The organism is Nostoc sp. (assembly GCF_036917935.1).
Classification (GTDB): Bacteria; Cyanobacteriota; Cyanobacteriia; order Cyanobacteriales; family Nostocaceae; genus Nostoc.
On sequence record NZ_JBALEL010000041.1, the window covers coordinates 1 to 14,173 of the forward strand.

Consider the following 14,173-nt stretch of genomic DNA (forward strand, 5'->3'; position numbering starts at 1 on the left):
CAAGCTGCTCAGGACTATTCTAGGTAAATAGCAAAAAAATTGCTTTGTTGGGTGGAGGCTTTGCGTAACCCAACATCCTGATAATCAGTTGGGTTACGCTCCGCTCCACCCAACCTACGTCTACTGAGTAATTACTTAACCCGCATTATTGACCGGATACCAAGAAATACTGTTATATCCCCTAATCCTAGACGGAAATGTTTAATGTTGTATAAGTTACAGTTACCAAAAATGAAACGGTTATCAAATCCCAAGCTGCTTAGGACTATTCTAGGTAAATAGCAAAAAAATTGCTTTGTTGGGTGGAGGCTTTGCGTAACCCAACATCCTGATAATCAGTTGGGTTGCGCTCCGCTCCACCCAACCTACGTCTACTGAGTAATTACTTAACCCGGATTATTACCGGATACCAACAAATACTGTTTCCCCTAATCCTAGACGGAAATGTTTAATGTTGTATAAGTTACAGTTATCAAAAATGAAACGGTTATCAAATCCCAAGCTGCTGAGGACTATTCTAGGTAAATAGTCAAATGTGACAGAACAAATTTAGTGTGAGGATTTAGCCATGTCTTACCCGATTCCATCCAAAATGTGGCAGCGAGTTAGTATTGCAATATTGTTGTTATTAATACCTTCAGTAGGAATTGCCGTTTTACGCCAGTCTGTAACGGTTGCAGTTCCAGCCAATCAGACTCCTGCCAGTTCTACCTCAAAAACTTCCATTCTACCCAATCACCCTGACTACCAAGCACTCCAGGCATTGGTAAAACAGTATAGTTGTGTCGTCCCCGTCCAAAACTTTGGCACTCTTCCTGTAACCCGGACTGAGTTTGCCACAGTCTTGAATGCCTGTGTGAATCGCAGCAATGAGCTAATAGCGACTGACCCCAAGATAGTTACCCCAGCAGATATGAAAATTCTGCAACGCTTGCAGTCAGAATTTGCACCGGAGTTAGCAACCCTAAAAAGTCCGATAGATGAATTGGAAGCTCGTAGTCCCATCACTCCGACTCAGACGACCAGAGAACGTATTCAAGCCGAGTCTACCCGCAAGACTCAACCCTTACCCACGTCTCCACCCCTTAGTATTCCATCTGGCTCATCTGTTCAGGATCAAGTTGCTAACCGTGCGAATATGCCTAAACTCCAAACTCGTGGCAGTATTGGAAGGGTTGCCCCGGAACCACAAACAGATAGCAGATTCAATACAGAAAACTACAACCGGATTGAGGATAATCCCTTTCATCGCGTCGGTAATGACCCCCTTTCCACCTTTTCCATTGATGTAGATACAGCATCTTACAGCAACGTGCGACGGTTTATTACTCAAGGGGAATTACCACCCAAGGATGCAGTGCGAATTGAAGAATTGATCAATTATTTTACCTACAATTATCCCCAACCAAAAGGCGATCGCCCTTTTTCCGTCACCACTGAAGTTGCTGCTGCCCCCTGGAATCCTCAACACAAGCTAGTACAGGTGGGCTTGCAAGGTAAACGCCTAGAGAGCGAAACCTTACCACCCAGCAACTTAGTATTTCTGATTGATGTCTCCGGTTCTATGGATGACCCCAACAAATTACCCTTGGTGCAACAGTCCCTGAAATTGCTGGTGAATAAACTGCGTCCTGAAGACCGGGTAAGTTTGGTAGTCTATGCTGGGAATGCTGGATTGGTGTTAGCTGCTACTCCTGGTAGTCAGAAATCAAAAATTCTGGCGGCGATTGACCGCTTAGAGGCTGGAGGCTCCACTGCTGGCGGACAGGGCATTGAACTAGCTTACAAGATAGCCAGACAAAGCTTCCTCAAGTCTGGTAATAACAGAGTAATTTTAGCTACCGATGGGGACTTTAATGTCGGGGTTTCCAGTGATGGCGACCTGACGCGATTAATTGAACAGAAGCGAGATCAGGGAATTTTCCTGACGGTGTTGGGATTTGGCACCGGCAACTATAAGGATGGAAAAATGGAGCAACTGGCTGATAAGGGTAACGGTAACTACGCTTACATCGATACTCTATTGGAAGCCAAAAAGGTTTTAGTTAACGATCTTAGGGGAACTCTGTTTACCATTGCCAAGGATGTGAAAATTCAGGTGGAATTTAATCCGGCGAAAGTTCAGGCATATCGCTTGATTGGTTACGAAAACCGTCTGCTGCAAAATCAGGATTTCAATGACGACAAGAAAGATGCAGGGGATATTGGGGCTGGTCATTCTGTGACAGCGCTTTATGAAATAATTCCCACTGGCACGAAAAGCGATGTGAAACTGCCAGAGATAGACCCTTTGCGGTATCAGCGTTCTGGTGAAACTGCCCTGGATGCTGCTGGTAATGAGTTGATGCAGGTGAAACTGCGCTATAAGTTGCCCCAAGACAGCACCAGTCAACTAATTACTCAAACCATCCAAGATGATGATTTGAGAACTGACCAGATACCCTCCACAAACCTAAGATTTGCTGCTGCGGTAGCTACCTTTGGGATGATGCTGCGTGACTCTGAGTATAAGGGGAATGCTAATTATGATTTGGTGATGAAATTGGCAACTCAAGGGAAGGGAGAAGATCAAGAAGGCTATCGGGGTGAGTTTATTCGCCTGGTGGAGCAATCTAGGGGGTTGATTACGAGAAAATGATTTAGATTACTTTTACAGCATTTTTCAGGTATTTAGACCACAACTGAGATGGGGAGTAGGGAATGGTCTAAGCTAATCGTCATTCATTTTTCCAGACTGATTCGCTTGTAGTAAGGGCTTCAGCCCTGGTGTTATGCAACTTAAAATGCTCATTAGCTTAGTGTCCTCTGTGTCTGGACTGGGGTTTGAGCTTTTGCCTAATAGTCAAGCATGGGCAAGTCTATTGGCTATTTAGGCAATAGCTAGACTACCTCTATTTTTGGCGAAGGTGTTGTTATAATGCAACACATAGATAATACTCCTCGTCACTGTGGTGTACACACAAGTCTGAAATAACTTATTAACTGAGGTTTTAGCGTCAGTTTTATCCCTACCTTTGTGATGGGAAGAGAACTAAATTTCATGTTTACCTCCAATATATCAGGGGCATTAAAAAGCGTAATTCGACTTGTGTACACACCGTAGCCAAGGCATCGGGGAGAGTGCGCGTCAGTGCGGATGGAGTATCTGTCGCAAACATTTTTTGAATTTGTATAAGTCATAAATGCTTATCCTGAAATAGTTTCAACCCAGCGCGTACAATTTTCCGGTTTTGGGAAGGTGATGCCTTAATGCAATACGGTTCAGTTAAGGATAATCGTTAATTGTTGGGTTTCGTTCCTCAACCCAACAATTAACGATTGATGTTGGGTTTCACTTCGTTCAACCCAACCTACGCAGGTTAAGGTTTTTATGGCTAACTGAACCGTATTGTGCCTTAATGGTGATTAGTTACAAAAAATTAACAATTAGTAATTATTGTTTAATAACTGTATTAAATCTTTTAACTATCTGCTTAACTATCTTAACTGTCTTAACTGTCTTCTAATTATGCAATTTTTGATTGAACTATCTGCTTAACTGTCTTAACTGTCTTCTAATTATGCAATTTTTGATTGAACTATCTACTTAACTGTATTAACTGTACGGATTGCTTTTTTTGTACAACTATGAAAAATTATGAGAACACCACGATCAATTGCTAACAATTTATCTGCCAGTATCGGAAATAAGTAATGAATTAAACAGCTTTTTCCTATGCCTTATCTTTAGGTATAGGAAACTTCAAATAAAACGTACATAGCTCATTATTTAGATTAGGAGCATCTTGTATTATCGCCTTGAAACGAGCCACCACGAGCAAACCAGATGTGGGGATCTAGCTGGGTGGTGAAGATACTTGTGAACTGCAACGCTGCTCAGATCAGCCACGAAATAAAGACAGCAAGAAGACCCCAGAGGAGGTTTAGCGCAGATCATGCAACCCTTTGAACTGCCAGAATTTTACATGCCTTGGCCCGCACGGCTGAACCCAAACCTGGAAGCGGCACGAGTGCATTCCAAAGCGTGGGCCTACGAGATGGGGATACTTGGCTCAGAAGAGGAAGCGCAAAGCTCGGTTATCTGGGATGAACACACGTTTGACTCCCACGACTATGCCTTACTTTGCTCCTATACCCATCCAGATGCGCCAGGGGCGGAACTTGATCTAGTAACCGACTGGTATGTGTGGGTGTTCTTCTTCGACGATCACTTCCTTGAAATCTATAAGCGTACCCAAGACATGGCTGGGGCAAAGGAATACCTTGACCGACTGCCAGCGTTTATGTCGGTGTACCCCACCGACACCCCTGCCGTTCCCAGTAACCCAGTAGAGCGCGGCTTGGCTGACCTGTGGTCTCGCACCGCCTTTACTAAATCTGTAGACTGGCGACTTCGATTCTTCGAGAGTACTAAGAACCTCCTAGAAGAGTCTCTGTGGGAACTTGCCAATATTAACCACGATCGCGTCGCCAACCCCATCGAATACATCGAGATGCGCCGCAAAGTTGGCGGCGCTCCGTGGTCAGCGGATCTCATCGAACACGCCGTGTTTATAGAGATTCCGGCCGAAATCGCCTCGACTCGGCCAATGCGTATACTCAAAGACACATTTGCCGATGGAGTGCATCTTCGCAACGACTTATTCTCCTACCAGAGAGAAGTGGAGGATGAAGGTGAAAACGCTAACTGCGTGTTGGTCTTGGAGCGCTTCTTAAATGTGAGTACCCAAGAGGCAGCTAACCTCACCAACGAACTGCTGACCTCGCGGTTACAGCAGTTTGATAACACTGCCGTCACCGAGTTGCCCCCCCTGTTTGAGGAGTACGCACTAGATCCAGTGGCTCGTGTGAACGTTCTCCTTTACATCAAAGGACTTCAGGACTGGCAGTCGGGTGGTCACGAGTGGCATACGCGATCGAGCCGTTACATGAACAAGGGAGGAGAGAATTCTCAGACATCCACGCTACTTCTGGGGGGCCCCACAGGGCTAGGCACATCGGCTGTGCGTATTGAATCGTTATCCGCCGCCTTGGGTTTGGGAAGGTTCAAGAGCTTTACTCACGTTCCATACCAGGCTGTCGGGCCAGTAACACTGCCGAAGTTTTACATGCCATTTACTACAAGCTTGAATCCTCATCTGGATGCTGCGCGGAAGCATTCTAAGGAATGGGCCCGCGAGGTGGGAATGCTGGACTCAATACCTGGCATTCCTGGCGCGGTAATCTGGGATGACCACAAGTTTGATGTTGCCGACGTAGCCCTATGCGGTGCATTGATCCATCCGAATGGGTCTGGTCATGAACTGAATCTGAGCGCGTGCTGGCTTGTCTGGGGAACCTATGCCGATGATTACTTCCCAGCACTCTACGGTAATAACCGCAATATGGCTGGTGCGAAAGTGTTCAATGCCCGACTGTCGGCATTCATGCCTCTCGACGACTCCACTCCAACCGAGGTTCCGACCAATCCGGTGGAACGCGGCTTGGCAGATATTTGGTCTCGCACAGCTGGCCCCATGTCCGCAAACGCCCGGTATCAGTTCCGCCGTGCGATCCAGGACATGACCGAAAGCTGGTTGTGGGAACTCGCGAACCAGATCCAAAATCGGATTCCCGACCCGATAGATTATGTTGAGATGCGCCGTAAGACCTTTGGCTCGGATCTGACGATGAGCCTATCCCGACTAGCTCAGGGTGACGAGATCCCCCAAGAAATTTACCGCACCCGACCGATGCGATCGCTGGATAATTCCGCCGCCGACTTCGCCTGTTTAACCAACGATATCTTCTCCTACCAGAAAGAAATCGAATTCGAGGGCGAAATCCATAACTGCGTACTGGTCGTTCAGAATTTCCTCAACTGCGATCTTTCGAGAGCCGTTGAGGTCGTCAACAACCTGATGACCGCTCGGGCGCTCCAGTTTGAACACATCGTCGCCACCGAACTGCCAGCCCTTTTCGACGATTTCGATCTAGACGAAAGTACCCGCGAGAAACTACTCGGATACGTCGAGAAACTACAGCAGTGGATGTGCGGTGTACTCAAGTGGCATATAACGGTAGACCGCTATAAGGAATTTGAATTGCGTAATAATTCGGCAGCAGGGCGGCGGGTACTCAACGGTCCTACAGGGCTGGGTACTTCGGCTGCACGTATCGGCTCATTGATAAGTGCGGGGAGTCATCTTGTCAATATTCCGTCGCTCAATTCAGATCATTTTGTCGGAAAATAGCTTTCGCTTTTGTGGTCAAGTAAAACCAGTTTGTTTTTTACTAACTAGAGCTTGGAGGATTAATTTGTGACTTATTCTAACGATCCCAATTTGAATGTTGAGGGTCAGCAGCCCCAACTGAGTTTGAGTACAGCCGCGGCGCGTAATTTGGCGACGACAACCAAATCTGCACCGCAAACGCAGGAAATTACATCGCGGTGGTTGTTGAAACTGTTGCCGTGGGTGCAGACAAAGGGCGGCGTGTTTCGAGTCAACCGACGATTGACCTATACTGTGGGTGATGGGCGGGTCACTTTTACCAACACCGGAGCTGCGGTGCAAGTGATTCCCCAAGAACTGACTGAGTTGCCCTTGCTGCGAGGGTTTGACGACATCGGGGTGTTGACCGCCTTGGCAAACCAGTTTGTTCAGCAGGAGTTCGCCCCAGATGACACGATCGTTGAGATTGGTCAGCCAGCCGATCGCGTATTCCTGATCGCGCATGGCAAAGTGAACAAGATTGGTCTTGGGAAGTATGACGAGCAGATCGTATTGGATGTGCTGGCTGACGGGGATCATTTTGGCGATCAGGCTGTGGTGGAGTCGCAGGACACCTGGGAGTTTACGCTCAAGGCTGTCACCAGAACCACAGTGTTGGTGCTGCCCCAACAGGCGTTTGAGCAGCTAATCGACCAGTCCGAGGCATTGCGAAATCATGTTGAGGAGTTCCGAGTCCGTCTGAGACAGCCACAGAATTGGCAAGGTGAAGCCTCCATTGAGTTGGCTTCGGGGCATCTCGGAGAAACTGAGTTACCGGGAACCTTCGTGGATTACGAACTTAAACCTCGGGAATATGAATTGAGCGTCGCCCAAACCGTGTTGCGGATACAGACTCGGGTAGCGGATCTGTACAACGAACCGATGAACCAGACGGAACAACAATTGCGGCTGACCATCGAAGCATTGCGGGAACGTCAAGAATACGAACTGCTCAACAACCGCGATTTCGGGTTGCTGCATAATGCCGACCTCAAACAGCGCATCCACACCCGCAGCGGCCCCCCCACCCCCGACGACCTCGACGAACTGCTGGCCACGGTATGGAAGGAGCCGGCGTTCTTCCTGGCTCACCCCCGAACGATTGCGGCCTTTGGTCGGGAGGCTAACCGCCTGGGCGTCTATCCACAAAGTATCGACCTGGGCGGCAACCGAATCCCTGCTTGGCGGGGCGTACCGATCTTTCCCTCCAACAAGATCCCCATCACCAATACCCGCACCAGTTCTATCCTCTTGCTCCGCACTGGTGTGGAAAAACAAGGGGTGATTGGCCTACATCAAACTGGTATCCCCGACGAATATCAACCCAGCTTGTCTGTCCGCTTCATGGGCATCAGCGAAAAGGCGATCATTTCTTACCTCGTCACAGCCTACTACTCGGCAGCTGTACTAGTTCCTGACGCACTCGGCATCCTCGAAGATGTCGAAATCGGGCGTTAAGTATTTGTGAGAGGTGAAGGTAGAATGACTTTTGTCAATAAGTAATTAAACTTGATTTAAGTATAAAGCTCAGTATTAATATGAGCTTTATACTGGAGTTTCGCTTAACCGAACTGTATTACTTTATAACCTTAACCTCTCACCTATTAGGTCAGGCACTTTTGTTAGTAACTAGAGGATGAGGTGATGACGGATTTTATTGAATCGAATTTAAATGTTGAGCGTGGACAACCTCAACTGAGTTTGAGTACAGATGCTGCCCGTAATCTGTCCACAACCACTAAATCTAAACCGCAGATGCAGGGCATTACCTCTCGGTGGTTGTTGAAGATGTTGCCGTGGGTGCAGACGAAGGGTGGTACTTATCGAGTGAATCGGCGGTTGACCTATAGCGTGGGTGATGGGCGGTTGAGTTTTTCCAACACCGGAGCCGAGGTGCAGGTGATTCCCCAAGAACTTGGTGAGTTGCCATTGCTGCAAGGGTTTGACGACACCGATCTGTTGGGCGCGTTAGCGGGTCGGTTTGTTCAACAAGAGTTCGCACCTGGTGAGATCATAGTGCAGTCAGGTCAGCCAGCCAATCAGCTTTTCCTGATTGCTCATGGCAAGGTGAACAAGATTGGTGTTGGCAAGTATGATCAGCAACCCTTATTGGGTGTGTTAGCTGACGGTGATTATTTTGGCGATCGCATATTAGTAGAGTCCCAAAGTAATTGGCAGTTCACCATCCAGGCTCTCACCCGAACCACGGTATTGGCGCTACCACAACAGGCATTTCGGGATCTGCTCAACCAGTCCGAGGCTCTACAGGCTCACGTCGATCAGTTTAGGACTCGTGCAGAACGACCACAGAACAAGTACGGTGAAGCCTCTATTGAGTTGTCAGCAGGGCATCTCGGAGAAACTGAATTGCCGGGGACTTTCGTTGACTACGAACTCTCACCCCGCGAATATCAGTTGAGCGTCGCCCAAACTGTGTTGCGGATACAGACGCGGGTAGCCGATCTGTACAATGAACCGATGAACCAGACCGAACAACAACTACGGCTGACCATCGAAGCATTACGGGAACGTCAAGAACACGAATTGATCAACAACCGCGAATTCGGGTTGCTGCACAACGCCGACCTCAAACAGCGCATATACCCCCGCAGCGGCCCACCCACCCCCGACGACCTCGACGAACTGCTCACCCGAAGGAGAAAGTCGAAGTTCTTCCTGGCTCACCCCCGTGCGATCGCCGCTTTCAGTCGAGAGTGCAACCGCCTCGGCATCTATCCAGAAAACATCGATCTGGATGGCAGCACAGTACTTGCCTGGAGGAGCGTACCCCTTCTTCCTTGCGACAAGATCCCCATCAGCAATACCCAGACCAGCTCCATCCTTGTGCTTCGGACTGGTGAGGAAGACCAAGGCGTAATTGGCTTACACCAAACCGGTATCCCCGACGAATACCAACCGAGCCTCTCAGTCCGCTTCACTGGTATAAGCGAAAAGGCGATCATTTCCTACCTAGTGACAGCTTACTACTCCGCAGCTGTCCTCGTCCCCGACGCACTCGGCATTCTTGAAGACGTGGAAATCGGTTTGTAACTTTTTTGGGTGGAGTATTATCAGGGCGATCGCATCTAAATTTGATTGGGTATATTCAAGCAAATACCTCTAAAAGGATAAGTGGATTTATCATGTAAAATATTAAATTCAAATTTTGATATGTCAGAACCTAGCAACTCAATTGGCTACAGCCGCATGAGTGAAGATTTTGCTGCTTGAAGAAAAAGCGATCGCTTTACCTGATTAACCCACGCAGCCGGGTTTCGTTTGTATACCCCCAGAATTCTATTCTGAGGGCATTTTATTTGTTACCCTTCTGGCAATTTAGCAAAAGCTTGCTCAACTAACTCCTTTGCCTTAGCATCCAAACCCAACCAATCCACTTCACCCAATTCATCAATTAAACTAGTATCAATATCAGCAGCTTCCTTGTGTGGGGTGTATTCAAGAAAACACACCTGATAACATAGTTCCCACAAATCGATACTCGCTTGTTGCTGTTGACGCTGCAAACGTAGATGATATCCTGGATGGGGCATCGGCAGACGAGCCAGAGTTTCTCTGATTTCATCTGCTTCTTGGGGCGTTGCAGTTTCCATTGCTTGCAACAGTTCAGTCACCAATGCTTTGATTTCATTAGTGGTGCTAGGCGGCCAAATCAGGACATCGTGGTAAGTTCCCGTCCAGGAAGATTCATCAAGGGATTTGCGGATATTGTCGATAACGCGAATGAAAGCAGGCTGCATGAGGATTTCAGCCTGCTGCCATGCAACTGGATTTGTTATTTTCGGTGGCATTGGTAATAAACAGGGGCACTAAAAGAAAAATAAACAGTCTGCGTTTATTAAAAAGCTGCGTTTTTAATCTAAATCTTTTCTCAAGATAGCGGATTTCATTGAAGAAAATTTGGAGATATTTATTACTAGCTGGAAAATTAGGTAATAACTCTGGGGAGGGAATATGATAGGCAAGCTACTAGACCATCGTTACCAAGTAATTCGAGTCCTCGCAATGGGGGGATTTGGTCAAACCTACATTGCCCAAGATACTAGGCGGCCCGGCAACCCCATCTGCGTTGTCAAGCACCTCAAACCCGGAACTGACCCCAGAGTTTTTGATACTGCTAAACGCCTGTTCCACAGCGAAGCCGAAACCTTAGAAAAACTGGGCAACCATGACCAAATACCCAGGCTGCTAGCGTACTTTGACGAAAACCAAGAGTTCTATTTAGTACAAGAATATATTGAAGGACATACCCTAGCGGAGGAACTTATACCTGGTAAGCGTTGGAGTGAAAGCCAAGTAATTCAACTGTTGCAGGAAGTTCTAGAAATTCTCGAATTTGTCCATCGCCAAGGCGTGATTCACCGCGATATCAAACCGGATAATATCATCCGTCGCGCCTCAGATAATAAGTTAGTTTTAGTAGACTTTGGGGCAGTAAAGCAGTTACGTACACAACTGGTAACAGTGGGCGGACAACCCTCTGCCACAGTAGTTATCGGTACTCCTGGCTATATGCCCACAGAACAAGGGCAAGGTAAACCCCGTCCCAACAGCGATATCTATTCGCTTGGCATCATTGCTATTCAAGCATTAACAGGATTACAGCCAACAGAATTGCAAGAAGACCCGGAAACAGGGGAAATTATCTGGCGGCATTCAGTAACCGTAAACCATCGATTAGCGGCAGTGTTGTCCAAGATGGTGCGTTATCACTTCAAAGACCGCTACCAAAACGCCACGGAAGCACTGCAAGCATGGAAAGACGCGATTAATCCTGTACCTGCACTTTCCACACCTCAAGAAGCCGCCAAATCCCAGCCTCAAGTGTCTCGGCTGCAAACGGTTGCAGTTGCACCAGCGAATCCTGTCAAACCTGCGCGTCAAGACTCTAGTAAATCCGACCCATGGCCGATATTAATTGGCATATTATTGGCGGGTGGTGCGGCTGCCTTGGTAGCAAATGTATATCCAAATGTGAAAAATTTAGCTTTAAATATTACAGGTAAGGATACCGCCTTAGCAAATAAATGCTCGGCTGTTGTCGTCGGAAATTCTAATATTCGTTCTGAACCTAGTTCGATAAATTCTGATAATATTGTGCAAACTGTTGCTAATAACACCAATTTCGAGGTGACTGGCAAGCGGACAAAACGAGGTTGGATAGAAGTTAAGCTTAAATCTGGTCGTTTGGCTTGGGCACACCCGGACGTGATAACTAATAATCAGGAATGGGGTTCTTGCCTACGTGAAAAGGGCATTGCAACTAGGATTGTAGATGATAGTAGCTTGATTGCGACTCGAACAATTCCCCAGCCAAAACCAAAATCTAGGGATGTAGTAACTCCATTACCAGAAAAGCCGAAGGGGTCAACTGACGATGCTGGGAAATCAGAACGATCGCAGCCTAGTGATAACAGTGCCAATATTATCGAACAGGCAAAAAAGAAGTATGATTCAGGAGATATAATTGGAGCGATCGCACTTTTAAGATCAATTCCGGCAAATGCTGCTTCTGGTATCCAAGAGACAGGCAAAATGATTGCCCAGTGGCAGCAAGATTGGGCTAAGGCGGAGGCCTTATCTAATGAGATCAACAAAGCAATAGATGATGGTAAATGGGATAAAGTTTTAGATTATAGAAACCATCCAGAAAAGTTGCCTAATACTCAATATTGGCGAAATAGAATAGAACCATTATTTAAACAAGCAGCCGAAAATCTGGCAAAACAGGCACTAACTAAGCTAGAAAATCAAGGTAATCAGAAAAATACCCAGCAGAAACTTCCCGATACTAAGCAACCTGCTACTACACAGAGTCCTAATACCACAGAAACTCCTAAAAGCGGCTTTTAAAAGTTATCAGTAAACACACTTTATTTTGTTCCCAGCCTCCGCCTGGGAATGGCTAAATCAGGGCTGTCGCCTCCCGAATTCGCAGCAGTAGCCCAATAAAGAACATTTCCAGGTTATATCATGTCCGAATAATTAGTTATGATTCCCACAGTCATTGCACCCCACCCCCAACCCCTCCCCGCAAGCGGGGAGGGGAGACGAAGCGTAGCTTTGGCGGGGTGGGGTTCTTCGGCTTTAATAAGTAATCAAGCGGACATGATATTATACCTGGAAACGAGATTTTAAATCGGTGTTTATCTGTGGTTTTATTTTCCCTATCCGTGCATTTCGTCGTATTCTGGGGCTTCAACTCGTCTTGCTTCCATCCGCGAAGCAGGCAGAAACTCAGCACGACGGACTGGAACCAAGGGCGGCGTATTTCCTTGGTAGGGGTGAATCACTTGTACAGTACGGGCTGGACGCTGCCGTGGTGAGAATAAAGCCAATACACCAGCGACGACAACACCACCACCAATAGTGAGAGTTGCGCCTCCTACAGCCCAAAGCACGGGTGAAGACCACCAAGTATTTTGCGGCTGGAATGCTGCTGCTTTTGGTTGGTTATTTTGCTGGGCTAATTGCCACTGCTGTTGAGTATTGAAATTTTGAACTTGGCCTTGGAGTTGTTGATTTTGATACTTTAGCTGTTCATTGTCGTTTTTTAAACGCTCCAACTGCATCTGCGTGTTTAGCTTCTCCACCTCTAGGCGCTGGTCAGTATTGGGAGTAACTGACTGCTGATTAGGATTAGGATACATTGGTTGCCCATAAGGACCGTAAGGATACATTTGTGGCTGCATTCCTTGGGGCGCTACTACAGTCCCTGGCATTTGGGAAGCAACAGCAAAGTTAGGTTGTAGGGGGGTATTTGTTCCTTTGAGCAATACGAGAGCCGCCAGCCCAGCTACGGCAACACCGCCAATAAACGCCATACTCTCACTCATCGCCTTTGCTCCTCAATTGCGACGTAACTATAAACATTTGTGACTGACTCACTCTCACACTCATAAATTATGCCTACTTGATTTCACATAATACTCGAACTATAAGCGACTGTATCAGCTAGTTTTTTTACATGATTATATCTGATGTTAATATTCAAGACCATAATGGTCAAATTGTCTACCAAGCAAGGATAGAAAAACTACACTGTTATACTTTTTTAATCTACTTTCCCCGTCTAATCAAGAGGAGTATTTGTGCTGGTGTTGGTCGTCTTGATGGCTGCCTTGAGACTTTGGCAAAATTCGGCGATCGCATCTAGTCCCTGCTCTGGTGTGCCTTGGGCTAACCGTTTCACAAAGGCGCTCCCTACGATCACTGCATCTGCGCCCCATTCCATTACCTGTCGGGCTTGTGCAGCTTCGGAGATCCCAAAGCCTACACCGATAGGTTTATCAGTAACACCACGAATTTGTTTGAGTAAATCGGACACGCGGATTTCCAGTTGCGATCGCACCCCTGTTACTCCAGTGACGCTGACTAAATAAATAAATCCTTGGGAAGAACGAGCGATCGCTTCGATCCGTTCAGCAGAACTGGTGGGAGCAATTAACAAGATTACGTCAATTCCCATATCACTAGCTGCTTGGAGCAAGTCTGCTGCTTCCTCTAAGGGTAAATCAGGTATTACCAATCCTGCGACCCCAGAAGCAGCAATTTGCTGAAGAAATTTGTCAATTCCCCGGTGCAAAATTGGGTTGTAGTAGGTAAATAAGACAATCGGCGATCGCAATTTGGGAGTAATCCCTTGCAGCATTTCTAGCACCTGCTCTAACTTCGTACCCCTTTGTAAGGCGCGGCTAGCAGCAGCTTGAATTACTGGGCCATCAGCCAGAGGATCGGAGTAGGGTATACCCAGTTCAATAATGTCGGCTCCACTACGATCTAGAACCTGCAAGGCTTTTGCTGTTGTTTCTAAATCTGGATCGCCAGCGGTGATAAACGGAATCAGAGCGCACTCACGATTCCGTCCAAGGGTTTCAAAGCAATCAGAAATCGCAGTCATTTTG

The 14,173-nt window shown here is 47.1% G+C and carries 8 protein-coding genes; 5 read left to right on the forward strand and 3 right to left on the reverse strand.

The annotated features are described in order from the left end of the window. Positions 1-568 precede the first annotated feature (568 nt). The 4 genes from V7K62_RS18880 (at position 569) to V7K62_RS18895 (ending at position 9,302) form a co-directional block, all read left to right on the forward strand. The gene (locus tag V7K62_RS18880) at positions 569-2,638 is read left to right on the forward strand and encodes a YfbK domain-containing protein (protein ID WP_334866628.1); all 2,070 of its coding nucleotides are present in this window, start codon (positions 569-571) and stop codon (positions 2,636-2,638) included. A gap of 1,297 nt (positions 2,639-3,935) precedes the next feature. Beyond that, positions 3,936-6,233 carry a family 2 encapsulin nanocompartment cargo protein terpene cyclase gene (locus V7K62_RS18885; RefSeq protein WP_334866631.1) on the forward strand — a complete coding sequence of 766 codons (2,298 nt, stop codon included), beginning with the start codon at positions 3,936-3,938 and terminating at the stop codon, positions 6,231-6,233. Positions 6,234-6,299: 66 nt separating this feature from the next. Further along, on the forward strand, positions 6,300-7,709 hold the full coding sequence (locus V7K62_RS18890) for a family 2B encapsulin nanocompartment shell protein (RefSeq protein WP_334866633.1): 1,410 nt from the start codon (positions 6,300-6,302) through the stop codon (positions 7,707-7,709). A 186-nt stretch (positions 7,710-7,895) separates the two neighbouring features. Then, a complete protein-coding gene (locus V7K62_RS18895) occupies positions 7,896-9,302 on the forward strand; it encodes a family 2B encapsulin nanocompartment shell protein (protein ID WP_334866635.1) in 1,407 nt (468 codons plus the stop codon). 269 nt (positions 9,303-9,571) lie between these two features. Here the strand turns inward: V7K62_RS18895 and V7K62_RS18900 are convergent, their stop codons facing one another. Continuing rightward, on the reverse strand, positions 9,572-10,060 hold the full coding sequence (locus V7K62_RS18900; RefSeq protein ID WP_334866637.1) for a hypothetical protein: 489 nt from the start codon (positions 10,058-10,060) through the stop codon (positions 9,572-9,574). 163 nt (positions 10,061-10,223) lie between these two features. Here V7K62_RS18900 and V7K62_RS18905 point away from each other — a divergent pair, with 163 nt between their 5' ends. Next, positions 10,224-12,122 carry a serine/threonine protein kinase gene (locus V7K62_RS18905; RefSeq protein WP_334866639.1) on the forward strand — a complete coding sequence of 633 codons (1,899 nt, stop codon included), beginning with the start codon at positions 10,224-10,226 and terminating at the stop codon, positions 12,120-12,122. Positions 12,123-12,436: 314 nt separating this feature from the next. Here V7K62_RS18905 and V7K62_RS18910 read toward each other — a convergent pair whose 3' ends face one another. Next, complete coding sequence (locus tag V7K62_RS18910; RefSeq protein ID WP_334866641.1) at positions 12,437-13,105, reverse strand: heterocyst differentiation related protein; 669 nt, start codon at positions 13,103-13,105, stop codon at positions 12,437-12,439. A gap of 236 nt (positions 13,106-13,341) precedes the next feature. Continuing rightward, positions 13,342-14,169, reverse strand: a complete 828-nt coding sequence (gene trpA / locus V7K62_RS18915; RefSeq protein WP_334866642.1) for a tryptophan synthase subunit alpha — start codon at positions 14,167-14,169, stop codon at positions 13,342-13,344. Between the last annotated feature and the right edge of the window lie 4 nt (positions 14,170-14,173).

Excerpts from the sequence above, each read along its gene's own strand:
- V7K62_RS18900 (WP_334866637.1), bottom strand. The coding sequence starts at position 10,060 with ATGCCACCGAAAATAACAAATCCAGTTGCATGGCAGCAGGCTGAAATC.
- V7K62_RS18905 (WP_334866639.1), top strand. The coding sequence starts at position 10,224 with ATGATAGGCAAGCTACTAGACCATCGTTACCAAGTAATTCGAGTCCTC.
- V7K62_RS18880 (WP_334866628.1), top strand. The coding sequence starts at position 569 with ATGTCTTACCCGATTCCATCCAAAATGTGGCAGCGAGTTAGTATTGCA.
- trpA (WP_334866642.1), bottom strand. The coding sequence starts at position 14,169 with ATGACTGCGATTTCTGATTGCTTTGAAACCCTTGGACGGAATCGTGAG.
- V7K62_RS18895 (WP_334866635.1), top strand. The coding sequence starts at position 7,896 with ATGACGGATTTTATTGAATCGAATTTAAATGTTGAGCGTGGACAACCT.
- V7K62_RS18885 (WP_334866631.1), top strand. The coding sequence starts at position 3,936 with ATGCAACCCTTTGAACTGCCAGAATTTTACATGCCTTGGCCCGCACGG.
- V7K62_RS18910 (WP_334866641.1), bottom strand. The coding sequence starts at position 13,105 with ATGAGTGAGAGTATGGCGTTTATTGGCGGTGTTGCCGTAGCTGGGCTG.